General features: G+C 40.5%; 24 protein-coding genes. 11 read left to right on the top strand and 13 right to left on the bottom strand.

The features are described from left to right. Window positions 1-2 precede the first annotated feature (2 nt). On the bottom strand, window positions 3-827 hold the full coding sequence (locus DU508_RS02430) for an AraC family transcriptional regulator (RefSeq protein WP_115401251.1): 825 nt from the start codon (window positions 825-827) through the stop codon (window positions 3-5). A gap of 113 nt (window positions 828-940) precedes the next feature. On the opposite strand from DU508_RS02430, the gene DU508_RS02425 reads away from it, so the two are divergent. Then, window positions 941-1,378 (top strand): DoxX family protein, encoded by a 438-nt coding sequence (locus tag DU508_RS02425; protein WP_115401250.1) that lies wholly within the window; start codon window positions 941-943, stop codon window positions 1,376-1,378. Continuing rightward, window positions 1,354-2,490, top strand: coding sequence for a chromate efflux transporter (gene chrA / locus DU508_RS02420; RefSeq protein ID WP_115401249.1), 1,137 nt, complete (start codon window positions 1,354-1,356; stop codon window positions 2,488-2,490). Before DU508_RS02425 ends, chrA begins: the two co-directional genes overlap by 25 nt. 23 nt (window positions 2,491-2,513) lie before the next feature. On the opposite strand, the gene DU508_RS02415 is transcribed toward chrA, so the two are convergent. Genes DU508_RS02415 through DU508_RS02375 form a run of 9 tightly spaced genes read right to left on the bottom strand, consistent with a single transcriptional unit; the run spans window position 2,514 to window position 9,666 of the window. Further along, entirely contained in the window at window positions 2,514-3,251 is a 738-nt protein-coding gene (locus DU508_RS02415) for a metallophosphoesterase family protein (RefSeq protein WP_115401248.1), read from the bottom strand. 3 nt (window positions 3,252-3,254) lie between these two features. Continuing rightward, window positions 3,255-4,025, bottom strand: a complete 771-nt coding sequence (locus tag DU508_RS02410; RefSeq protein WP_115401247.1) for a metallophosphoesterase family protein — start codon at window positions 4,023-4,025, stop codon at window positions 3,255-3,257. Between the two features lie 17 nt (window positions 4,026-4,042). After that, the gene (gene pafA / locus DU508_RS02405; RefSeq protein WP_115401246.1) at window positions 4,043-5,668 is read right to left on the bottom strand and encodes an alkaline phosphatase PafA; all 1,626 of its coding nucleotides are present in this window, start codon (window positions 5,666-5,668) and stop codon (window positions 4,043-4,045) included. Between the two features lie 18 nt (window positions 5,669-5,686). Continuing rightward, on the bottom strand, window positions 5,687-6,751 hold the full coding sequence (locus tag DU508_RS02400) for an ArsO family NAD(P)H-dependent flavin-containing monooxygenase (protein ID WP_115401245.1): 1,065 nt from the start codon (window positions 6,749-6,751) through the stop codon (window positions 5,687-5,689). 21 nt (window positions 6,752-6,772) lie between these two features. Further along, entirely contained in the window at window positions 6,773-7,852 is a 1,080-nt protein-coding gene (gene arsB, locus DU508_RS02395) for an ACR3 family arsenite efflux transporter (protein ID WP_115401244.1), read from the bottom strand. 12 nt (window positions 7,853-7,864) lie between these two features. After that, a complete protein-coding gene (locus DU508_RS02390; RefSeq protein WP_115401243.1) occupies window positions 7,865-8,299 on the bottom strand; it encodes an arsenate reductase ArsC in 435 nt (144 codons plus the stop codon). Between the two features lie 12 nt (window positions 8,300-8,311). Further along, window positions 8,312-8,803, bottom strand: a complete 492-nt coding sequence (locus tag DU508_RS02385; RefSeq protein ID WP_115401242.1) for a GNAT family N-acetyltransferase — start codon at window positions 8,801-8,803, stop codon at window positions 8,312-8,314. Between the two features lie 10 nt (window positions 8,804-8,813). Next, on the bottom strand, window positions 8,814-9,281 hold the full coding sequence (locus tag DU508_RS02380; protein ID WP_115401241.1) for a DUF6428 family protein: 468 nt from the start codon (window positions 9,279-9,281) through the stop codon (window positions 8,814-8,816). A gap of 55 nt (window positions 9,282-9,336) precedes the next feature. Beyond that, a complete protein-coding gene (locus DU508_RS02375) occupies window positions 9,337-9,666 on the bottom strand; it encodes an ArsR/SmtB family transcription factor (RefSeq protein WP_115401794.1) in 330 nt (109 codons plus the stop codon). 175 nt (window positions 9,667-9,841) lie between these two features. On the opposite strand from DU508_RS02375, the gene DU508_RS02370 reads away from it, so the two are divergent. The 6 genes from DU508_RS02370 to DU508_RS02345 all read left to right on the top strand — a co-directional run bounded on the left by DU508_RS02370 (window position 9,842) and on the right by DU508_RS02345 (window position 13,839). Beyond that, the gene (locus DU508_RS02370) at window positions 9,842-10,612 is read left to right on the top strand and encodes a hypothetical protein (RefSeq protein WP_115401240.1); all 771 of its coding nucleotides are present in this window, start codon (window positions 9,842-9,844) and stop codon (window positions 10,610-10,612) included. Between the two features lie 404 nt (window positions 10,613-11,016). Continuing rightward, entirely contained in the window at window positions 11,017-11,277 is a 261-nt protein-coding gene (locus tag DU508_RS02365) for a helix-turn-helix domain-containing protein (RefSeq protein ID WP_115401239.1), read from the top strand. Next, window positions 11,274-11,579 (top strand): hypothetical protein, encoded by a 306-nt coding sequence (locus DU508_RS02360; RefSeq protein ID WP_115401238.1) that lies wholly within the window; start codon window positions 11,274-11,276, stop codon window positions 11,577-11,579. Before DU508_RS02365 ends, DU508_RS02360 begins: the two co-directional genes overlap by 4 nt. Window positions 11,580-11,846: 267 nt before the next feature. Then, window positions 11,847-12,224, top strand: a complete 378-nt coding sequence (locus DU508_RS02355) for a MobC family plasmid mobilization relaxosome protein (protein WP_158542115.1) — start codon at window positions 11,847-11,849, stop codon at window positions 12,222-12,224. Further along, window positions 12,214-13,197, top strand: coding sequence for a relaxase/mobilization nuclease domain-containing protein (locus tag DU508_RS02350; protein ID WP_115401236.1), 984 nt, complete (start codon window positions 12,214-12,216; stop codon window positions 13,195-13,197). Before DU508_RS02355 ends, DU508_RS02350 begins: the two co-directional genes overlap by 11 nt. Window positions 13,198-13,230: 33 nt before the next feature. Further along, window positions 13,231-13,839 (top strand): hypothetical protein, encoded by a 609-nt coding sequence (locus tag DU508_RS02345; protein WP_115401235.1) that lies wholly within the window; start codon window positions 13,231-13,233, stop codon window positions 13,837-13,839. 155 nt (window positions 13,840-13,994) lie between these two features. Here DU508_RS02345 and DU508_RS02340 read toward each other — a convergent pair whose 3' ends face one another. Together DU508_RS02340 and DU508_RS02335 are read right to left on the bottom strand one after the other, a co-directional pair. Next, the gene (locus DU508_RS02340; RefSeq protein WP_115401234.1) at window positions 13,995-17,411 is read right to left on the bottom strand and encodes a DEAD/DEAH box helicase; all 3,417 of its coding nucleotides are present in this window, start codon (window positions 17,409-17,411) and stop codon (window positions 13,995-13,997) included. Beyond that, window positions 17,401-18,894, bottom strand: a complete 1,494-nt coding sequence (locus DU508_RS02335; protein ID WP_115401233.1) for a HEPN domain-containing protein — start codon at window positions 18,892-18,894, stop codon at window positions 17,401-17,403. Before DU508_RS02335 ends, DU508_RS02340 begins: the two co-directional genes overlap by 11 nt. A 193-nt stretch (window positions 18,895-19,087) precedes the next feature. Here DU508_RS02335 and DU508_RS02330 point away from each other — a divergent pair, with 193 nt between their 5' ends. From DU508_RS02330 to DU508_RS02320, 3 genes are all read left to right on the top strand, one after another. Then, window positions 19,088-19,294 (top strand): hypothetical protein, encoded by a 207-nt coding sequence (locus DU508_RS02330; RefSeq protein WP_115401232.1) that lies wholly within the window; start codon window positions 19,088-19,090, stop codon window positions 19,292-19,294. After that, on the top strand, window positions 19,284-19,613 hold the full coding sequence (locus tag DU508_RS02325; protein ID WP_115401231.1) for a type II toxin-antitoxin system RelE/ParE family toxin: 330 nt from the start codon (window positions 19,284-19,286) through the stop codon (window positions 19,611-19,613). Before DU508_RS02330 ends, DU508_RS02325 begins: the two co-directional genes overlap by 11 nt. A 66-nt stretch (window positions 19,614-19,679) precedes the next feature. Continuing rightward, complete coding sequence (locus DU508_RS02320) at window positions 19,680-20,105, top strand: helix-turn-helix domain-containing protein (RefSeq protein WP_115401230.1); 426 nt, start codon at window positions 19,680-19,682, stop codon at window positions 20,103-20,105. 241 nt (window positions 20,106-20,346) lie between these two features. Here DU508_RS02320 and nhaA read toward each other — a convergent pair whose 3' ends face one another. Next, on the bottom strand, window positions 20,347-21,660 hold the full coding sequence (gene nhaA, locus DU508_RS02315) for a Na+/H+ antiporter NhaA (RefSeq protein WP_233509380.1): 1,314 nt from the start codon (window positions 21,658-21,660) through the stop codon (window positions 20,347-20,349). Window positions 21,661-21,779: the final 119 nt, after the last annotated feature.

The raw sequence follows: 21,779 nt of genomic DNA, 5'->3' as shown, positions 1-21,779 counted from the left end.
TATCATTCCTGTTCTATTCGAAATGTTTTTGGGGTACGATTGGTGAAACGCTTAAAGTATTTAACAAAGTGAGATGAGTCATTAAAGCTAAGTAGGAAGCTAATTTCCGAAATAGTTTTGTCCGTATATATCAGGAGCCTCTTTGCTTCACTGATGATAAATTCAGATAGTACATCAGCAGCAGACAAATTTGCGGCCCTCCGGCATACCGCATTAAGGTTCTGCGGTGAGGTGTTCAGTTCCGTGGCATAATAGGAAACACTATTCTTTAACCGATTTTCCTGACTTAACAATTCCCGAAAAGAATGATAAAGATTCGCTTCGGGAACATTAGCCCCTACAAAAGAACTGCCTTCTACCAGGAGCTTCGCCAATAAAGCTTTCAAAAGCCCTTCAACTATTGGACTAGCGATCGCATTTTCATTTAAACTTTCCTTTGCCAATAATTGAAGTATAGCAGTGATGGTCTCCGTTTCTTTAAGATGAAGCATTTCGGTCTTACTGAGTTTATACAAAAGGGTTTTGATTTCTTTATCTAAACTAACTTCCACAAACTTCCTTTTTATGATCACCACATAACCATCAGGCTCAGCATCTAATTCCCAGTAATGAATTTGTTCCTTTCTTACAAAAAAAATTATTGGCGGAACAATCTTATACCTTTGTGAATCAATAGAATGAAACCCTCCCCCTTTGGAGAGATAAATGATTTCAAAATAGCTGTTATGTTTATGGGGTGTAGTCACCCTTACTTCCTTTTTAAACGGTGCTATCTTGATGATTCTGTTAGAACTTAATTTGTCTTTAACAGCTATGGAGTGATTCATTTAATTATATTAAGAGGAATGACAATCTTGATACCATCCTATTTTCAAATATACCAGAATAATTTATTTCTATGGCCTTAACTTAGCGGCTATTTAACCATACTCTGAAAACCATGTTTCAAAAGACTTTAAAAACTGACAATGCAGGTTCGACCATCATCATCCGGCTAATGATAGGTGCTGTTTTCTTATCTGAGGGGATTCAGAAGTTCTTATTTCCTGAGAAATTAGGGGCAGGCCGCTTTGCTAAAATAGGCTTACCCAACCCCGATTTTTTGGGTCCATTTGTTGGAATCTTTGAAATTACCTGCGGCATATTAATATTAATAGGTCTGTTTACAAGACTTTCGGCTATTCCATTACTCATTATCATGCTAGTTGCAATGGCTACAACCAAAATGCAGTTATACATAGACAATGGCTTTTGGTCTATGCTCCATGACAGCCGGACAGATTGGGCGATGTTATTGGGTAGCATCTTTTTAAATATAAAGGGTGGGGGAAGATGGTCACTGGATAAAAGCTTATGGAACCAGAACAAAAGCCTTTAAAAGACCTGGCAAAACTATTTTTTAAATTAGGCTGCATAGGTTTCGGTGGCCCTGCGGTTCACATTGCTATGATGGAAGACGAAGTAGTGAGAAAACGAAAATGGTTTTCTTCTGAATATTTCCTTGACATGGTTAGCGCAACCAATTTAATACCCGGTCCTAATTCAACGGAAATGACCATGCATATTGGTCATGAAAGAGCTGGATGGAGAGGGCTTTTGGTTGCCGGTCTGTGCTTTATATTTCCGGCAGTAATGATTACAGCTGTATTTGCCTGGGCTCACCAGCAATATGGCAAACTGCCCCAGGTAACCCCCTTTATTTACGGCATCAAACCAGCAGTCATATCTATCATTGTTTCAACGATGATCTCGTTAGGAAAAAAAGCGCTAAAAACTGTCGAATTGGGCGTTATTGGAATTATTGCGGCGGGATTGGCGATATATGGATTTAATGAAATATATATTCTGTTTGGGGGAGGTTTAATAGGTGCCTTAATATATATGGCAAAGTCAACCCGACAATCGTTAAATAGCTTCGCCCCTGTTGCTTTATTACAGATCGGAATGACGTGGACCGATAAATTTGATTGGAGACTTTTTGCGATTTTTCTTAAAATAGGTGCAATACTGTATGGAAGTGGTTATGTATTATTTGCCTTTCTGGATACCGAATTAGTAAAAACTGGACTACTAAGCAAGCAGGAATTGGTCGATGCTATCGCAGTAGGCCAGTTAACACCAGGGCCTGTTTTCTCTTCTGCAACTTTTATTGGCTGGCAGATTGGTGGTCTGCCTGGAGCCATCGCAGCAACGATTGGCATATTCCTCCCTTCGTTTCTATTTGTTTTCTTTTTAAACCCTTTACTCCCTAAACTGAGGAAATCAAAAGTGATGTCCGCATTTTTAGATTCAGTAAATGTTGTTTCTATCGCAGTCATTTTGGCCATTTGCATAGAAATGGGCCAAACATCGATAACCGACTGGAGAACAACTGTAATAGCAATTGCAAGTTTTGCTGTTACCTCATGGTTCAAAAAAATAAACAGTGCATTTATTATTGCTGGAGGCTCTATTTTGGGTTATCTTTTATGGGTTACATTTCCTATATAAAGCCGGACACGTGTTTATTGATCTTATTTTGCCAGTCTTAGTGCTTCTGCAAATTCTCTTGGCAATAAACTAGTTTCGATGGCTTTTGCCGCTTTTTCTACGTCATATTCGACTCTTCTGAATTCAACATGGATGCTATCTTTATCTAAGATTGAGCTATTCCTGTTAAGCGTTAACATCACATAACAAGCTCTTTGATCACCATCTTTTGGTTTACCAACAGAACCTAGATTAACAACATGTTTAAATTTCCCGCCAGGAGTGCTTACGACCCTGTGATAAGGCTTGTGTGAGTGACCAACAAAAAGCACATCGGCATTCGCTTCCTGCATCATGTCCAAGACATAATTTTCCTCCGTATCAATCAATATATACTCATCAATACTACGTGTACTGCCATGAGCAAACACAAGATTAAATTGATCATCATTCTGTTTATATTCTAACTTTATATGCGCTGGAAGCGTTCTTAAATATTCCCGACCGGACTCTTCAATCAGGTGATAAGCATATTTCTTTCCTGGTTCTTTAAGGTTTTCAGGCGTTGTAGTTAATTTTTCAACCTTCTCATCATGGTTGCCTTTTAATGTAGCAATTCCACGCTTGCGTATTTCAGCAATCACTTCATTTGGCCATATATGATAACCAACAAGATCACCGAGACAATAAACAGCATCTGGCTTTTGGTTGTCCATATCCTGTAGCATTGCTTCAAAGGCTGGAAGATTGGCATGTATATCTGAAAATAGTGCGATCTTCATACTTTATCCCTTACGTAACATATCTGCATATCCATTGGGCAAAGGGCTGTCTTCAACAGCTTTTGCCGCCTTTTCGATATCGTACTCAAAGCGAATGAACTCCACTTTAATGCTATCCTTATCGGTTACTGTACTGTCAGGATTGATCGTGAGGATTACATAACCTCCACGTGGGTCTTTATCCTTTGGTTTACCTACCGATCCAATATTGATGGCATGACGGAAATGGTTATTTCCATCTGTACCCGAATTTAGAATACGATGGTAAGGTTGATGGGTGTGACCGAAACACATAATGTCGGCCTCTGCCTGTTCCATAATGCGGAGCATACTTCTCTCGTCGCGGTCTTCAAACAGGTATTCATTTACTTTACGTGGACTTCCATGAACAAAAAGTACATTCCGTTTGTCATGATTCAGCTGATATTCCAGTCTGATATGCGCTGGAAGCGTTCTCAAATAAGCACGTTGTTCATCCTTTACAATTTCATTCGTATAAGATATAGATACCTTGCCCATTTCTTTTTCTTCATCTGTTTTATAAGCGCATCCGCAATCGTCGCTTGATCTGCCGATACCCCAGTCATAATTTCCCGCAATGGTCGGAATTCCCCGTCTGCGGATCTCATCAATCACTTCATTCGGCCAGATGTTATAGCCTACTAAATCGCCCAGGCAATAAATGGCATCTGTGTTTCGTGTTTCCACATCTTTAAAAAAGGCCTCCAGCGCGGGTAGATTTGCGTGGATGTCAGAGAATAATGCAATTTTCATTTTGTTATAGTTTGCTGTTATTTAAATATATTTTTAATGACTGTCCCAACGTTACCGGAAGGTGCTTGTATGTCCAGGATAGCCGAAAGTGTCGGGGCAATATCACTAACCTTTACCTCTAAAAAATCAGTTTCATTTTTGATTACTTTGCCGTACCAAAGGAGTGGCACATTCGTGTCATATCTATAGGTCGATCCATGCGTGGTTCCAGTGCCGGATGGACCTCCCAGATAACCGTTGTTAAACACTACCGTAACATCTCCACACCGCTGAAAGTAAAACCCATTCTGAAGCAATGGGAGCATCCCTGACGGGTTTCCTGAAACCATAATCTGCTCTTTACTATATGCAGCAAGTACGTATGGTTGTTTCATCAAGTAAGTCTTCATTGCAGTAACTACCTCTTCTGAATTGAGTTTATTTTTGGTTAGTGTCACCTGATCAAGGTAAAACTGCTGATTCTTATAAACAGCAACGGGGGATACACCAAACTGGCTTTTAAGGAAAATGTTGAGACTGTCTTTTATTTTAGCACTGGAATAGCCCCCAGGAAATTTATGGTCTTTAAGAAAATTTGGATTGTCTGCTGCCCCATGATCGGCTGTAATACAGATTACATAATTGTCCTTACCTACTTTTTTATCTAGGTATTCAAAAAAATGCTGTAGCTCGTTATCAAACTTGATGTACATATCTGCTACTTCTATAGAACGTGGGCCAAACTGGTGCCCAATATAATCTGGTGAAGAAAAACTAACATTAAGCAGATCGCTTGTTTCATGAGTACCGAGCGCTTCACCTTCAATTGCCGCTTTTGCTAAATCGAATGTTAACCGATTACCATTGGGTGTACTTCTAATCAGGCCTAAATTTTCCTTTTTTCGAATTGCAGGAATATCATGTGGAAATACAGGGGACTGCTCTCCGTTGAATTTACCCTCATAGGGAACATTATCGGCTGTGGCAAAATTCGCATATTCAACAATTGGCAAGGTAGTTTCCCATTTTTCAGAAAGATATTTTTCGGTTAGCTTTTTATCATTGAACTGTACTAACCAAGCGGGTAAATTTTTGGTATAATATGTACTAGAGATAAAGCTTCCATTTGATTCATCAAACCAATATACTCCAGATGCATTATGTCCAGCCGTTAGTATAGCCGCCCTGTCTTTTAATGCAATCCCTATTACCTTTGAACGGAAATTGGTTGCCAAACGCAATTCGTCACCAACCGTTGTAGCCATTAAATTAGTAGCTGATTGCAGCCCTGCGATTGATTCGGAACCTACTGTCTCCACGTTCTCATCTTCCGTACAATATACTGACCTACTTTTATTTTTGTCATACCAATCATTTCCTACAATTCCATTTATTGATGGTACTGAACCTGTTGATATGCTGGCATGCCCGGCAGCGGTATAAGTTGGGAAATAATTATAATTTGCATTTTTATTGTTGTAACCGCCCTTTACAATCCGTTTAAACCCACCTTCCCCAAATTTGCTCCAATATCTGCTGACATAATCTGAACGCATTTGATCTACGACCATCATCACGACAAGTTTTGGTTTTTCTATTTGCTGTGCGTTTAATGATCCTGCAAATCCGGGAATCAATAAAAAGGGTAATAAATATTTTCTCATATAAGTTTTTAATTAGGTTTAATCTTCGATGTTGAGATTTAAATATTCTTCAGCCATTTTAACGGTCTGTTTTGCTGAACGGCCAACACCAATCAAAGTAGCTGAGGCAAAGCCTGTCCAGTTTCCATAGCCGACGAGGAATAATCCTGAAAAAGCTGTTGATTTAGTTTCTATAGTTTCAATTTTCCCGTTTTCATCAACAATGTTTAATGATTTTAGATGATCAGTTGCATATTTAAATCCCGTACACCAGATGATCACATCAAACATCTCTTCGGTACCATCAGGCCATATTACTCCCTTTTCAGTGATGGCCTTAAAACTCAGGTTGAATAGTAGTGCATTCCGCTCCCTGGCCTCGACAACCGGGGGCACCATCACTATTTTACCTAAACTGTATTGAGTAGCATCGAATTCCTTTCCAGACTGCATGGCATGGTATTTTGCAGAGGCTACATTGAAAAGCACCCTGCCATCTACTTCATCCGGTAAATATTCAGGTTTACTCTGCACCGCCCAGACTACTGTTGCCACGTTAGACACTTCGGCCAAAACCTGGGCACCGGAATTTCCGCTACCTACCACCAATACCTTTTTACCCTTAAAATCATCTGAATTTTTATAATGAGCGGAGTGTAATTGCTTTCCAGTGAATAGTTCAGCACCTGTTATCTTGGGTATGAAAGGCTTCTTCCAGGTTCCAGTTGCCGAGATTAAAACTTTACAATGATATAGACCCTCATTGGTTTCTAATTCAAAACCATCACTTGTTTTATTGACATCCTTTACAAGAACAGGCCTTTGTATTTTAATCTTGTAATGTTCTTCATAGGCTTTTAAATAAGCTATTACCTCGTCCTTTAACGGGAATTTACTTTCAGACTTCGGCATCATCCATCCAGGTAAGGAGCTATATTCAGCAGGAGAAAATAACGTTAGAGAATCCCATGCATGTAACCAAGCCCCACCGCTCATGGGTTGATCGTCCAATATCATATAATTTAAGCCGCTACGCTGTAAAAAGTAAGCACAAGCTAGTGCACTTTGTCCACCCCCGATGATAATGATGTCATATGAAGTCATTCCTGTGGGTTTAGTTTAAGGTTACAGGCTAGCATTTGCTGTTTTAAAATATTTTTTCCTGAACCAGAAAGCAAGATTTACCAAAGCAATTAAAGCAGGTACTTCAACCAGAGGGCCGATAACCCCGGCAAATGCTTGCCCCGAATTGATGCCAAATACACCAATGGCAACGGCTATGGCCAGTTCAAAGTTATTTCCTGTAGCAGTAAAAGCAATTGACGTACTCTTAGAATAATCAGCTCCAAAATATCGTCCTGCAAAAAAGCTAACCACAAACATGATGGAGAAGTAAATCACAAGCGGAATGGCGATCCTTACCACGTCCATAGGAATTTGAACAATCAGTTCACCTTTCAGACTGAACATCACTACAATAGTAAAGAGCAGTGCAATCAAAGTGATTGGCGAAATAAGTGGGATAAACTTGTTTTGAAACCATTCTTCGCCTTTAAGTGCAATGAGTGCGTATCTGCTGATCACGCCCATAGCGAAAGGAATACCCAAATAAATACCTACACTTTTTGCTATTTCAGAGATCGTGATATTCACATCAAGACCTTGCAGACCAAAATATGGCGGAAGCACCGTAATGAAAATATAGGCAAACACACTATATAGCAATACTTGAAATATACTGTTCAGCGCAATTAATCCGGCTGCATATTCACGGTTTCCTTCAGCAAGTTCATTCCAAACAACAACCATAGCAATACATCTAGCCAGTCCGATCAGGATCAGACCAACCATATATTCTGGATAGTCACGTAAAAAGGTAATGGCAAGGAGGAACATCAATATCGGGCCAATTACCCAGTTCAGTATTAAAGATACACTCAACACCTTAGTATCTTTAAAGACTTTGCCCATCTGCTCATACTTAACTTTTGCCAATGGCGGGTACATCATTAAGATTAATCCAATTGCCAATGGAATATTTGTTGTACCGCTGGAAAAGGAGTTAATGAAACCTGAAGATGATGGAATAAAAAAGCCTATAGATACACCGATAGCCATGGCTAGGAAAATCCACAAGGTAAGGTAACGGTCTAAAAAGCTTAGCTTTTTTCTTTCACTTGCGGGTGCGCAATTTGTTGCTGACATATCTTATAATGTTTATGAGGTAATCACCTCGTCTTTTAAGTTTTCCTGAACAAAATCAAAGCAATACGATTTAATCATTTCGCTGACCATTTTAAAGCGCCCCATTATTTCGTCTTCAGTGCCAGTTGCCTTTGCCGGATCAGGGAAGTTATAGTGAAATTTTTTAGCTTTAGTCGGAAAGTATGGACAGCTTTCTTTAGCGTTGTCACAAACGGTAATTACAAAATCGAAATCAATATCCATGTATTCGTTGATGTTGTTCGACGTATGGGATGAAATGTCAATCCCTCTTTCATGCATTACTTTAATTGCTCTGGGATTAACCCCATGCGTTTCAATTCCAGCACTGTAAATTTGCGCATTACCGTCTGCGAAGTGTCTCAAATAGCCTTCTGCAATTTGACTGCGGCAACTATTGCCAGTACATAGCACCAATACTTTTTTCATTTATACTTAAATTTAATCTTGACCTGTTATTTTACTTCTTCGTTCTAATAATACTGTATCTCTCCACACTCCATCCATTTTTCCAATTCTTTCCCGGTAGCCGACCTGCCGAAATCCAAGTTTTTCATGCAGCGCTATACTTGGTAGGTTCTCTGGAAATATTCCAGCCTGAAGCGTCCAAATGTTTTCTTTTTCTGTTTCGGTTATCAATTTTTGAAGCAATGATTTACCTACACCCTGACCCCGAAAGCTCTCATGAATGTATACGCTGACTTCTGTTACCCCGGCATAAACACACCTTCCGGAAACAGGAGTTAATGCTGCCCATCCTGCAATAATGTTATTGACAATTGCCAGGTATCTAAAACCGGGAAGATGGGTTTTATCCCATTCTTCCCATGACGGTGCATCTGTTTGAAAAGTCGCTTGTTTTGTCGCTATTCCTTGCAGATAGATTAACCTAATATCTTCCCAATGAACAGGCATCATTTCAATAATCTTCATATTAAAGGTATTAGCAGCAGCCACCACCTGGGGTACAAGCTGCACCAGAAGCCAGATTTACCATTTCAACTTTTTGTTTTTCAGCTGGGACACCACATTTGTCCATTGCAAGACATGCAGTTTTCTTAGCGGTCAAAAGAAAGTTTTCTCCATCATAACCCAAGTCATATTTACCAATGGTCTCTGCCTGATATTCCACCTCAATCTCTGAATCTTCCATTCCCAATACCTTTTCTGAAAGTGAAATGATATTTAGCAGTTTTCCTGCTTTCAACCTGTGGTCATAATCATTAGCATCCCATAATTGGAAATTAGCCACTTTTTCATGGCGTACGGTACCACCACAATCAATAAAGTCCTTTGTGATCATTCCTACTTCTGTTACATGGAAATGTTCAGGTACTGAACTGCCATTTTCAAGTTTAAAATTTACACCTTCAGCCGTAGCAAGGATTTCTTTTATTTCCGATAGTTTCATAATTATATATTTAAAGTATTATTGCAATTTAACGATTGATTTGAATAAAAAAAGGTTAACAGCAAGCTGTTTCTCCTTTATATTCCCCAAGAAACGCACCTAATTGTGTTTCCAATAATTTCCATGTTTTTGGATTGATACAATAACAAACGCTAACACCTTCTATTGTGCCCTGTATAATCCCTGCATTCTTCAGCTCTTTTAAATGTTGTGATATCGTAGCCTGAGCTAATCCAAGTTCACCAACGAGATCACCACAAATGCATGTATTAGAAATCAGTATTCTTTGAAGAATAGCGATACGTGCAGGATGAGCCATAGCCTTCAATAAAGTTGCAAGCTGGTTCTGCTCATCTGTAAATATTTCTGTTTTTGTAAGTCCCATAATTTTATATTGCAATATTACGATGAATCTTGACATATTCCAAATTTTTTATATAAAAAAAGTTCTTCTTCTTCAAAAATGAATTTGATTGGACAATGTTCCTGATCCGGTTAAGTGCTATTTACATAAGCGTTAGAATGTGTAAATTTGAAAAAACACTTTCAATCAGCTGCTTATGAGTATTAGCTATTTTAAACTCCGTGACCGTTTTGATTTTAGTACTGACACCTTGGACATTGGAAACCCCATATCTTGGAGCCGTAAAAATTTTTTAAGGCATTTGTTTATAAGAATTTTTGATGTCAGAGAAGAGCGCATTGAAAAATTTTACCAACGGCATCTTAATTACTATTTGGAACAACATCCCAACGGCAACGAAGAAACTTTTTTTAGGCATCTATGGGATTTGATAGATCGTCAACTTAAAGTACTACTGCTAAAAGATATTTATGACAAAGACCATATCCGAAATGAGCGTGAAATCCGAAAGCTTAAAAAATTCACCGAAGTATTGATCTCACATGACCAGTGGAATTTACATAAATCTACAGAAGCAGTTGTAGCAGCGCAGGAATTAGAAATCCATGCCTTAAATCAAAAGAACACCCAGTTAACAGCAGACTTAGCAGAATACCGGCAATTTGATGGTTACATTTTAATCAGAGACGGGCAAGCATTGGCTTTACTAGATTTATGCATAAAAATGCAAATGCTGAAAGCCACAGACGATGGAGCTTTCTTAATTACTCCTGCACAAAATACTTGGGCAAAGATGATCAGTAAATACTTTAGGGAGGTTGATAATCAAAATACAGGTCAGACCAAGGAAATCAAAATAGAAAGATTAAGGTACTATTTACGGGGTATTGACCCTAAAGACCCTAGAAAAAGGGAACACGAGATACCGAAAAAACATCAACTTTACACGATCTCCCGATCAAAATAAATAGATAAGAGTTTTGTGGTTTGCCGAAATCCACCAAAGAAATAGTTTTTTAATCAATTGGTATTGAGCTGTTTAATTAACTAAGGCAAAGACATCCAAATCAATCATTTTACCACCCAGACTTCGTGGTAAATTAAAGTTAGTTCCATAGCATTCTTTTGTTCCAAAACAAAGGTTATGGAAATCACGAACAAAAAATTCCCTTCCCATTGCATACATGATGCAATCAGTGCGGTTCAACTTGGCGGATCATTGCTTAGGCTTGATAGTTCCTAAGCGCTAAGCTGGATATACAGCTAACTCATTAGCTGTATATCCAGCCTAACAACCCCATAGTTATACCGTTACTCAGCTATAATATACACTAAAGAGTATACTAATCATCAATTAAAGGAGAAATAAGAATGCAACTGGAAATTATCACGAAAGACGATTTAAAGCAGTTTAAGAATGAACTGCTGAACGACATTAAAGATATTGTTAAACCACAGGAAAAAGCTCAGCAATGGCTGAAAAGTGCCGAAGTGCGCAAGCTGCTGAACATCTCACCTGGAACCCTGCAAAACCTGCGCATTAACGGTACGCTACGATTTACAAAGATTGGAGGCATGATGTATTACAAACTGGAAGACATCAACAGGCTATTAGAGGGAGGTAACCAATGACAGAAACAGGAACCCATTACAAGGTGGCGGACTACGGCAAACTGGTCAGGCGCATGGGTGCAGACAGCCGGATACTGGCTACCCATGTCAGCCTATTCGCCGCACTTTTTGTCTGCTGGCAGCATGGGGGATTTATCAGCCCTTTTGCAGTTACCCGCAAAAAACTGATGGCCTATAGCAGGATCGCATCGATTGCCACATATCACAAATGCATCAGAGAACTGGATGCATTTGGGTACATCAGATACCAGCCATCTTATAATCCGATCAGGGGAAGCCTGGTCTACTGGCCGCCCAGTTGATGTGGGCAGTAGACCAGAAAAAGGTGCCCGGAAATCCCGGCGAAGTTTTGAAGCCTGACGCTCCTTAAAGGAGCTTTCCGGGCATGGAAACCGCATAGGTTTGCCGAAGCTTTTAGCACGTCAAACTTATGCGCTTTGTAAGGAGCGAGTTAATGTTTTTGCTATACAAAAACCCGGATTCACCCTAAAGGGATGCCCCGGACTCGCTCCCGTTGGTCGGTTAAAAAAAGAAAGGATCTACTACAGATTTGGAAAGGAACACAGCGCATGAAAACAGCGACAACTGGTAGTGAAATAAAGAAAAAAAGGGTACCCGGCAGACCCAAAAAAGCGATTAGCCGTAGTGACCTGCTCATGATCCGGTTAACCCCAACGGAAAAACAACTGATCGGGCAACGGGCAAAAAATGCGGGGCTGAAACCCAGTGAATGGTTCCGCAGGGCGGCAAAGAGTGCAAGGGTTTTTCCCCGCTTTACCCCAGAGGAAAGCGGATGGTTCAGGATGCTATCAGGGATGGCAAATAACCTCAACCAGTTGACCCATCTTGCCCATGTGGAAGGGTTGCCTACGCTGGCTTTAAAATGCCAGGCACTGGTCAGGCAAATAGAAGAACTGTTAACCAAACTCAACAGCCATGATCGGTAAACCGATCACAGGAAGAAGTTTCGGGGGCTGTGTCCGCTATATCGTAGATAAGCCCGAAGCGAAGATCCTTGTTGCCGAGGGTGTAAGGATGCAGAACGCAACCACGCTAACCAATGATTTTAACCTGCAACGCAAAATGAGGCCGGAGCTGGGCAAGGCGGTCGGGCATCTGGTCTTAAGTTGGAGCAACGAAGACCTTCCGAAACTGACAGATGAGATCATGCTGAAACATGCCAAAGAGTATATGCAAAAAATGGGTATCCGGAATACGCAGTATGTAGTGGTACGTCACCATGACAAATTACACCCTCATCTACACGTGGTTTATAACCGGGTCGATAACAAGGGGGCGACGATCACCGATAAGAATAATTACGCACGCAATATCAAAGCCTGTAGGGAGCTTACCTTAAAATACGGTTACCATTGGGGCAAGGGCAAAGAGCAAGTCAACAGGCAGGCTTTAAATGGCAAAGAAAAGATCAGGTATGAACTTTACGATGCGATCAAGGCCGCTATGAAAACGTCCACGAACTGGAAAGAATTGGAAGCGAAGCTGACCGTTCGGGGTATTGGTATCGCCTACAAATTTAAAAGCGGCACTAAAGAAGTGCAGGGCATTTCCTTTGAAAAGGGCGGGCTGAAAATGAAGGGTTCCGCCATTGATAGGAGTTTAAGCTTTTCCCGTATGGATGCACAGTTGAACCGCAACCAGCAGGTACAGGATTACCATGCCGCAAGGGAGGCGCATCAGCCCTCATTGGCGCAGCAGTTGCGGGAGGCAATCCGGCAGGGCATTCATGCCGAGCATGGGCATAGTCCGAATGCGTCTGGTGTAGTTGAAAACCTGTTGAATATCCTGCTTAGCCCGGAGTTTGTTCCATCGGCACCAGACCCAGTCGGAGACGCAGAAATATCCCGCAGGAAACGAAAGAAACACGAGGCAGAGCAATCCCAAGGAGTAACCAGATAAATAAACAAAAATTCACCAACAAAATTCAATGTTATGGAACAGGACGAATTAGAAGAAAAAGTAACAATGGCAGAAGAGCTTATTCTGGGCTTAGTTAAGCGAATGGAAGTCATTGAAAGCGAACTGCCAGAATTTTTAAAGTCGTTTTTAGAACAGTATAAAGAGACTTTAGCTAACATCTCTGGCCAGATAGAAAAATCCAACAAGCGTTATGACGATCAGAAAATCAGCCAGCAGATCTATCAGGTCAAAGACCTTGTGGGTACCATGCCCAAGGTCGTTACCGTAAAAAACGAACATCACCACCATTTCGGGGCATGGTCAAAAAACCTCATCATTGGTGTAGCAGCCTGTTTCCTAATCACAGCCTCATCTTTCGGAACAGCTCTGTACCTGAACCACGAAAATAATCGCATGAGTGCCAATGACATCAAGTTTCGTGCGATCAGGCAGACAGCTCCCACTTGGGGGCATTGGGCAGATACGACCTACATCCGTAATCCTAAGACAATGGAAGAGAATACCATTAAGCTGGAAGCCGAGGCGTTGGAAAAAGCCTATGCGGAAGAAGTTGCCAGACAAACGGCTGAAGAGGCGAAGCAAGCTAGAAAGCGACTGCATTCGCTGAAAAAGAAAGATTGAGTTTGTTTATGTGAAATGATAAATGTATGAGGTGCGACTAAATGCTATCTAGGTGATGATTTGAAATAATTTGCCATTCAACAAATAATGAATGGCAAATCAGAGGGGGCGATCATTTCAAACCCTTTGTTTTTTTTAATGGTAGAACTGTATAACTATCCAAATAATTTGAGCAGGTCATCTTTTCCTAGGGATTTTAATATCCCTTCATCGGTCGGGATCAGTTCACCAGCAAGTTTTCTTTTCTTATCCTGTATCTCCAAAATCTTTTCTTCTAAAGTGTCTTTACAGATCATACGGTAGGCCATGACGTGTTTATCCTGCCCAATACGATAACAGCGATCGATTGCCTGATTTTCTACAGCGGGGTTCCACCAAGGGTCTACCAGATAGACATAATCGGCAGCGGTCAGGTTTAATCCTGTTCCGCCTGCTTTTAGGCTAATCAGAAATACCCTGCAAGCTTCATTTTCCTGAAAGTTGGTTACCGCATCTTTTCTTTTATTCAATTTCGTTTTTCCGTCCAGATAGGAATAATCTATGCCCTGCTGTTCCAGTCCCGATCTGATTAAGCCTAACATTCCGGTAAAAGCTGAAAAAATCAGCAGCTTATGGCCTGTTGTTTTCTCTATAATGTGCTCCATAAGTTCCATGATCTTACAAGAATGTCCATTAAAATCAGGTGCATCTTTGATTAACACAGGAGAGTTACAAATTTGCCTAAGTGTCATTAAGCCTTTCAATACGTACAGCTTAGAATTTTCAAGTCCAATAGTGTTAATTTTATCGTTCAGATAAGCTTTAAACTGTTTACGGTACCTGTCATAAATTTTTCGCTGGGCAGGTTCCATTTCGCACCATATCGTCATCTCTGTTTTAGGTGGCAGATCAGTAGCTACCTGTTTTTTAGTACGCCTTAAAATAAAAGGCTTTGTCATTTTTAGCAATGTTCCAGCCCGCTCGTTATCCTCATTGTCTCCCTTTGCTGCAAGGTTGTCCTTAAACATTCTTAGGCTACCGAAAAATCCGGGGTTCACAAAATTCATGAGTGCATACAGATCGGAAGAGCTATTTTCTACAGGTGTTCCGGTTAGTGCAAGTCGATTTTGAGCCTCTAAGAGCATTACCATTTTAAACTTTTGTGAAAATGGGTTCTTAATTGCTTGCGCTTCATCCAAGATCACATAATCAAAGCTGATTGTGAGTAAAAATGTAATATCGACGGCAGCTGTACCATAGGAAGTTATAATAAGATCATACTTCTTTAATTCAGATACATCCTTTTCCCGCACGGTTCCATGAAATACCAGCACATTTAATTGCGGACAAAATTTTGCCGCTTCTTCCTGCCAGTTATATAGCAAAGACGTTGGGGCTAACAGTAGATGCGGAGCATCAGCCAGCCCTTTATTTTTAATATATTGAAGCAGGGAAAGTACCTGTAATGTTTTTCCCAGCCCCATATCATCAGCCAGCAGACCGCCCCACCTTAAGGAATGCAGGTGGCACAACCAGCTATAACCTATTAACTGGTATGGCCGCAGTACCGCATTTAGATTGCCGGGAATGGGTACAAGCGGTATTTTTTCCTGCTCACTGAATAGCTTTTCCCTTGCAGCAACCATTTTCGCCAGATCAGGCCTTTCGGCTTTGTTATAAAGCTGGTCTATCAAAGTATAGTGTTGCCCGGCAAGTTTTACACCTTTATCGGTCAGTGTACCACTTCGGAAAACGGTACTTAGCTTTGTAAAAAAATCATCGGGTAAATGCGCAGTCTTTCCATTGGAAAGCGTTAAGGTAGTGGATCGCTTTTTAAGGGCTTTCTGGATTTCTTCCGGGCTTAGTTCAACTTCGCCAAAAGTCACAGATACTCCAATATCAAACCAGCCTTTTTCTTCCTGCACGTTTACAGCTATATCCGGTAGTTGTATATGGAAATCAATTCCCGTGAGGTTTTCCAGACCAGTAAAAGTAACATCTGGATCATAGAGGTTATAGATCGTCCGGGCAAACCAGAGTTCAGTTCTAAGGGTATCTTTGGACAGGTAAAAATAGGGCAATGCTTCCTGTTGCCTGAATGCAGGGTGCAACTCCATAAAAAAAGCTTTAAAAGCGGATTCCGCCGCATTGTTACGTTGCAAGACTTTCACTTGGCCATTTTTAATTTGTAGCAATTCCATGCCACCGGACTGAACAGGAATGTCTAATCCTCCCTCGTATAATATCTCCGGGATAAAAGCAACATATTCACCTTGATCCAGCGTCCTGATGCGTTTTGATTTTGAAGTAAGCACCTGCGGCGCTGTTCGTTTTGTCAGCTCGAACGTTACCGGATAATTCAATGCCAGTTTTAATAAAATGAGTTGGTTAAACTCTTCAAGGTCATTTTCAAGAACGGTAAAAGTTCCTCCGGCTTTAACCAGTTCGCCGATGGCCTGGCCTTCTTCCATGCTAAAAAATTGGTAAAACAAACCGGATACCTGTTCCAGTGAAAAGAAAAATGGATCTCCGGCAGGCAATACCTCGCCAATTTCAAAATCGGTTCCGTTTAATTGTACATTAATTTTAAGCCTGTAATGCCCCGTATGTTGGGAAAAGGTAAACCGGAATGATACCCGTTCATCCGATAGCGCAATCGGTCTCATCGTGTTTTTTGGGAGGCTCCCTTTGTAGGCCAGCTTATTATAAAAGGTGTGGTAAAACAGTTGACCTCGCGCTTTCAACACTGGCACTATTCTTTTCCAATAGTTAAAAGCGGTATGCCGCAAGGCTGTTCTTTCTTCATCGGAAGCATATTTGTATTGCTTGTGTACCGTTTCAAAATTTAAGAGCTGATCAAAATCACGGCTGTAGGAATGTAGTAATTTACCTGCTGAATCCAAGCGCTCCGGTGCAGTTGCAGGATCATAAAAGTTGGCGAAGGATTTTATAGCCGTACCGTCCGCATTCCTTAGTGCCTGGCAAGGGATCAGAAAAGGGACATTAAAACCAGAGTGCGTCGCAATGACATAAGCCACCAGACCGGAATCTTCTTCATTTGTTTTTACTGGCAATGGGAAAAACGAAGGGTACTGTATAAAGCGTCTGGGCTCTATAGCACTTTCGTAGTTATAGATATGGCCGTATTCTGGTTTAGGTACAGCCGTAACACTATATTGGTAATGCGGTTTCAGCGTCAGATACTTTTCAAAGAAAGCGGTATCGTTATAGGGATATTTTTTAAAACGCTCAAAAAAACCAAAATCCCTTCTTTCAATCATCTTGGTGAATAATTTGGTAACGTGCCAGCAAAGCCGTGTGACTTCAGTTCCGCAGTTACAGGACACCAGGATATAATCTTTGATCATGATGATTTCCTGCTGATGATAATCCCGCCATCCTGAACGAATGGTCAATGTACGGCCTTTAAACCGTGTAATTTCATAGCTACAGTACGGGTAGTTTCCCGCTTCCGGTTCTTCTACGGTGATCAGATCAGCCGGGTGTGGTAAATGTGTTACCTCATCCAGCAGTAATTTGTAAGGGGTTGATGCTTTCCTTTTTGGTGTGTTTTCTGGGTTTTTATTGTTCATCTTGAGCAGTATTTATCAGGCGTTCATAATTGTCCATCCAGTTTGCAAAAGTTTCTTCCTCAATGGCGTGCAGTTCTTTGACCCGGTCAAAAAGAATATCCAGGTCGGCACGTTCGATAGTGTATTTCTCATGATACCTGTAGCCCAGGTAAGCACCTTCAAATATGGTCAACAGGCGTTCGTCTTCAGCACTGCCGTTATCCATCAGTAAGGATAATTCCGTGGTGAGGCGTAAGGTGAATTTAAGCAATGCTTTTATGCTATGGGTCGTTTTGTCTTGCGTGGTTAGCGACCTGTTTAACGCCCTTAGAGATAGTTCGGCGGCTTGGTGCAGCATGAAGGCCGATAATATCACGTTCTCATTTCGGTAGGTCTGGGCAGCAGTATAAAAGGTTTTGGCTTTGGTAAGCCCGGTAGAAAAGTCTTGTCTGGTCTTTTCTATTTTTTCAGTCCTGCTATCCAGTCGCAATGCTGGCAAAGGCTTGCTACCGTCATCGTATACCAGGCTTTCAGCATTACAGGCCATGGAAAAATAAATATGTCCTTCACTGACCATCTTATGAAAAAAAGAGCTTTTAAATAAGGTACAGCTCAAATGAAGGTGTTTGAGGAACGCGAATTTTACGATAGTCTCTATTTCCTCGAATGTCTGCGGATATTTTTCAGGGATGACCAGGATCAGATCAGCATGGTCTTTACCATCCGGGTCACTTCGATGGTTTAAGCAGTAAATCTTTTCCGGCTCGATAACATCTGCAATAAAGTTGATAACTGCCGGGAAGTTCTTTTCGGTAAATCTCATCAGCGGGATAGGGTTGACCATTAGAGCGGCCTCTTCTTCCTCATCTTCAAATTTGAAATCCCCGGCGTGATGCAGTTTAATGTAAGGCAGAGATTTAGTTTCACAGACCAGCCCCATAGCCTCTATCGTTTTCTCTATATATTCCCTGATCAATACCGTTTCATAGACTTTTTCATCATAGATGTCATCTAGTTTCACGTCACCTTTTGTACAATACAAAAGAGAATCTAAAATTGCTCTCCAATCGTCTAAACTCTTGAAGTTGAACAACTCTTCTAAAAATATACGCACATCATTTAATTCAGTTCCAGATAACGTCCGAAAGTGCAGCGCCGGAAACGGCTTGTTTTTCAGTTCCGTATACAATTCAAAAGGGTGGTCTGAAAATCGGTAAAGCGGGTGATCGGCATTTAGTTTTAGATCTTCCTTGCTGTCCTTTAGGATGTAAGCCAGTTCCAGTAGCTTGACAAACTGCTGTTGATTATAATAATAGCTTTCCCTTTTGCCGAAGTGCTGGTCGGAACAGGCTGTTTTAATCAGGTCGATCATTCCAAAGCGGAAAGATTCAATATGGTTTTCGTCGCAGAAAAAGCATACGATTTGAAAATGCGGATTATTTATATCTTTTTCTTTTAAATAGCGGAAAGAGGTTTCTTCGCTAACGGTTGGTTCTTGTTTCATGTTAGGCTTTAATTAGTTCAAGCCAAAGAACCAAAACCTGCAAAGTCTATATTAATTTTCCAGTCCATTTTTTAGACGATTTGGGGCATATTTTAAACGCTATTTCAGACGGAAACTCAATCCAGATGGTTTGCTTTTATGTTTGAAAAGATATAGTTATCTTTGTGTATTAACCCCCTTTAATACACGGATCATGAAAGTAATATTAGATATTAAGGACAGTAAGGCCGCTTTTGTAATGGAGCTATTGAGTAGCCTGTCTTTTGTTAAGGCAAGGCCACTTTCCGATGAAAATGCTGTTTTAGTTGACGAGATTAAAGAAGCGGTTGAAGACCTTAAATTGGTACGTCAGGGTAAACTTAAAGCCCGTCCTGCAAGGGATTTGATCAATGAGCTATAATGTCTATACCTTACGCCCCTTTGATAAGCAGCTAAAAAGGTTGGTAAAGAAATACCCCTCTTTAAAAAAGGAATATATTGATCTTATTGATTTTTTAGAGAATAATCCTGAACAGGGCACAGCGATAGGCAACAAGTGTTATAAAATCAGGTTAGCCATTGCCTCAAAAGGAAAGGGCAAATCCGGCGGTGCCAGAGTGATCGCAAATTTGGTTATTGAAGATGACGCTGTTTATTTGCTAACCATTTACGATAAATCTGAAAAGTCTAATTTAACAGATGCGGAACTGGCCGAGCTGTTAAAACAGGTTCCCGAATAAAGCGACAACTAATTTATTTTACCACACAACAGAAGATTTATTACATTTGATTCAAATTACCAATATATGAGTACTACAACTGATCGTCCAAATAAAGTGCATGAAGGCAGAAACGTCAAGCGTTTTCGTGAAATGATGGGGATTAAACAGGAAGGCCTTGCCGCTTCTTTGGGTGAGGAATGGAGCCAGAAAAAGATTTCAGTTCTGGAATCCAAAGAAAAAATTGAAGATGAACTTTTAGCTGAAATTGCCAAGATATTGAAGGTACCGGAGGAGGCAATCAGGAATTTTGACGAGGAAAGAGCTGTAAATATTATATCTAATAATTTCTCAGATTTTAAAGATAATGCAACGGCTAATGCGCCTTTTAATTATTATCCAACATTCAATCCATTAGATAAATTAATGGAAACGGTAGATGAACTTAAAAAACTTCATGCAGAAAAAGAAGCACTCTACGAGCGTTTATTGAAAGCACAGGAGAATAAATAAGAATTAGACGAGGATATTTTATTCCAGGAAAGCCATTGCAAACCGCAATGGCTTTCTACTTATAATAGATTTTCTAAAAAAGACCCTAAATTTATATTCCCCACGCACGGTGCGGCCTGCGAAACCCCTTCTCCCACGGCCAGCCCGCAGTTCTCGCTCTGGGCATTTACGGAAAGTAGCACTCGGGTTCTCCTCCTTAAAGACAGGGCTGCAAAGAAACCAAAGATGTATGTCAAATTTGTCAACTACCGGATTTTCCGATGCGTTTGAGTACAACAGTGCCAAGTAGCCCAGCAAGAACTGAAGCGATTAAAATTCCATACTTGGCCTGATCGATGAAAACCGGGTTTTTGAAAGCCAGTCCACTTACAAATAACGACATCGTAAAGCCTATACCCGCAAGCAGTGCAACCCCGGCGATGTGCTTCCAATTGGCTTGCTCTGGAAGGCTGGCCAATTTGAGTTTAACCATAATCCAGCAAAAAAGAAGAATCCCTGCAAATTTTCCTATTATCAATCCTGCTGCCACACCAATTGATACCGGATTTATGATAGAAGAAAAGAAATCTGATCCGATAACGATACCAGCATTAGCTAAAGCAAATAATGGCATGATACCAAAAGCGACCCATGGATGCAGGGCGTGTTCAATTGTTTGTAAGGGTGTCTCAGCAGCCATGCTTAAACGCTTTACGTTTTGTATGGTTTTATTTTGCTTAGGTGTGATAAGACTTCCTTTTTCCGGTATGTCCGTCTCAAAATCATAGGAGAGCTTCCTAAGATTATCTGAATAAATTTGTTCATTTATTTTAGTCACCGCAGGAATAGTAAAAGCTACTAACACTCCGGCTATTGTTGCATGTACACCGGAAAGCAGAAATCCTATCCAAACACCGATGCCTATAATTAGATAAAACAGACTGCTTCTTATGCCTATTAAATTACCTGCGATTAAAATCAAAAGGAAACCGCCACCAACGGCGAGAGATATGAAATTTATTTCAGCTGTATAAAAAAAGGCTATTACAAGCACAGCTCCGAGATCATCTGCTACGGCCAATGCGGATAAAAATACTTTTACTGAAACTGGAATGTTCTTACTTGCCATGGATAAAAGTGCAAGGGCAAAAGCTATATCGGTTGCCATTGGAATTCCCCAGCCATGATCAGCATCCGTACCTTTATTTATTGCAAAATATATCAGTGCAGGTAATAACATCCCCCCAAGCGCCGCAGTCATGGGTAAGGATGCTTTTTTCAATGAAGAAAGTTCTCCTTCCATAAATTCCCGCTTCAATTCCAAGCCAATTACGAAGAAAAAAATTGCCATTAATCCATCATTAATCCAGATGTGGATTGGGTGGGTTAGCATAAAGTTATCAAACCCCACTGAAAAATTAATGTGCCACAAATGCTCATAAAATTCATGGTAACCAGAATTTGCCCAAACAATAGCCACAATGACACTAGCAAGCAACACGATGCCGCTGGTATATTCTAAATGAATGAATCGGCTTACCGGAGCCATGATTTTATCTATTGCTGATTTCTCCATATCGCCAAAGATAGAATATATAAAATAAATCATTTTCGCAGAAATGCTGTTTTTTTATATCTTTGCAGTAATCGAAATGAGAAAAAAGGATAAAGTTTCATATAACCGAGTGACAAAGC

Source organism: Pedobacter chinensis (assembly GCF_003339865.1).
GTDB lineage: Bacteria > Bacteroidota > Bacteroidia > Sphingobacteriales > Sphingobacteriaceae > Pedobacter > Pedobacter chinensis.
This window is presented reverse-complemented; position numbering and strand designations above follow the sequence as displayed.

Bases quoted from the DNA above. Each gene is read 5' to 3' on its own strand.
- DU508_RS02430 (WP_115401251.1), bottom strand. From the start codon at position 827: ATGAATCACTCCATAGCTGTTAAAGACAAATTAAGTTCTAACAGAATC.
- DU508_RS02425 (WP_115401250.1), top strand. From the start codon at position 941: ATGTTTCAAAAGACTTTAAAAACTGACAATGCAGGTTCGACCATCATC.
- chrA (WP_115401249.1), top strand. From the start codon at position 1,354: ATGGAACCAGAACAAAAGCCTTTAAAAGACCTGGCAAAACTATTTTTT.
- DU508_RS02415 (WP_115401248.1), bottom strand. From the start codon at position 3,251: ATGAAGATCGCACTATTTTCAGATATACATGCCAATCTTCCAGCCTTT.
- DU508_RS02410 (WP_115401247.1), bottom strand. From the start codon at position 4,025: ATGAAAATTGCATTATTCTCTGACATCCACGCAAATCTACCCGCGCTG.
- pafA (WP_115401246.1), bottom strand. From the start codon at position 5,668: ATGAGAAAATATTTATTACCCTTTTTATTGATTCCCGGATTTGCAGGA.
- DU508_RS02400 (WP_115401245.1), bottom strand. From the start codon at position 6,751: ATGACTTCATATGACATCATTATCATCGGGGGTGGACAAAGTGCACTA.
- arsB (WP_115401244.1), bottom strand. From the start codon at position 7,852: ATGTCAGCAACAAATTGCGCACCCGCAAGTGAAAGAAAAAAGCTAAGC.
- DU508_RS02390 (WP_115401243.1), bottom strand. From the start codon at position 8,299: ATGAAAAAAGTATTGGTGCTATGTACTGGCAATAGTTGCCGCAGTCAA.
- DU508_RS02385 (WP_115401242.1), bottom strand. From the start codon at position 8,803: ATGAAGATTATTGAAATGATGCCTGTTCATTGGGAAGATATTAGGTTA.
- DU508_RS02380 (WP_115401241.1), bottom strand. From the start codon at position 9,281: ATGAAACTATCGGAAATAAAAGAAATCCTTGCTACGGCTGAAGGTGTA.
- DU508_RS02375 (WP_115401794.1), bottom strand. From the start codon at position 9,666: ATGGGACTTACAAAAACAGAAATATTTACAGATGAGCAGAACCAGCTT.
- DU508_RS02370 (WP_115401240.1), top strand. From the start codon at position 9,842: ATGAGTATTAGCTATTTTAAACTCCGTGACCGTTTTGATTTTAGTACT.
- DU508_RS02365 (WP_115401239.1), top strand. From the start codon at position 11,017: ATGCAACTGGAAATTATCACGAAAGACGATTTAAAGCAGTTTAAGAAT.
- DU508_RS02360 (WP_115401238.1), top strand. From the start codon at position 11,274: ATGACAGAAACAGGAACCCATTACAAGGTGGCGGACTACGGCAAACTG.
- DU508_RS02355 (WP_158542115.1), top strand. From the start codon at position 11,847: ATGAAAACAGCGACAACTGGTAGTGAAATAAAGAAAAAAAGGGTACCC.
- DU508_RS02350 (WP_115401236.1), top strand. From the start codon at position 12,214: ATGATCGGTAAACCGATCACAGGAAGAAGTTTCGGGGGCTGTGTCCGC.
- DU508_RS02345 (WP_115401235.1), top strand. From the start codon at position 13,231: ATGGAACAGGACGAATTAGAAGAAAAAGTAACAATGGCAGAAGAGCTT.
- DU508_RS02340 (WP_115401234.1), bottom strand. From the start codon at position 17,411: ATGAACAATAAAAACCCAGAAAACACACCAAAAAGGAAAGCATCAACC.
- DU508_RS02335 (WP_115401233.1), bottom strand. From the start codon at position 18,894: ATGAAACAAGAACCAACCGTTAGCGAAGAAACCTCTTTCCGCTATTTA.
- DU508_RS02330 (WP_115401232.1), top strand. From the start codon at position 19,088: ATGAAAGTAATATTAGATATTAAGGACAGTAAGGCCGCTTTTGTAATG.
- DU508_RS02325 (WP_115401231.1), top strand. From the start codon at position 19,284: ATGAGCTATAATGTCTATACCTTACGCCCCTTTGATAAGCAGCTAAAA.
- DU508_RS02320 (WP_115401230.1), top strand. From the start codon at position 19,680: ATGAGTACTACAACTGATCGTCCAAATAAAGTGCATGAAGGCAGAAAC.
- nhaA (WP_233509380.1), bottom strand. From the start codon at position 21,660: ATGGAGAAATCAGCAATAGATAAAATCATGGCTCCGGTAAGCCGATTC.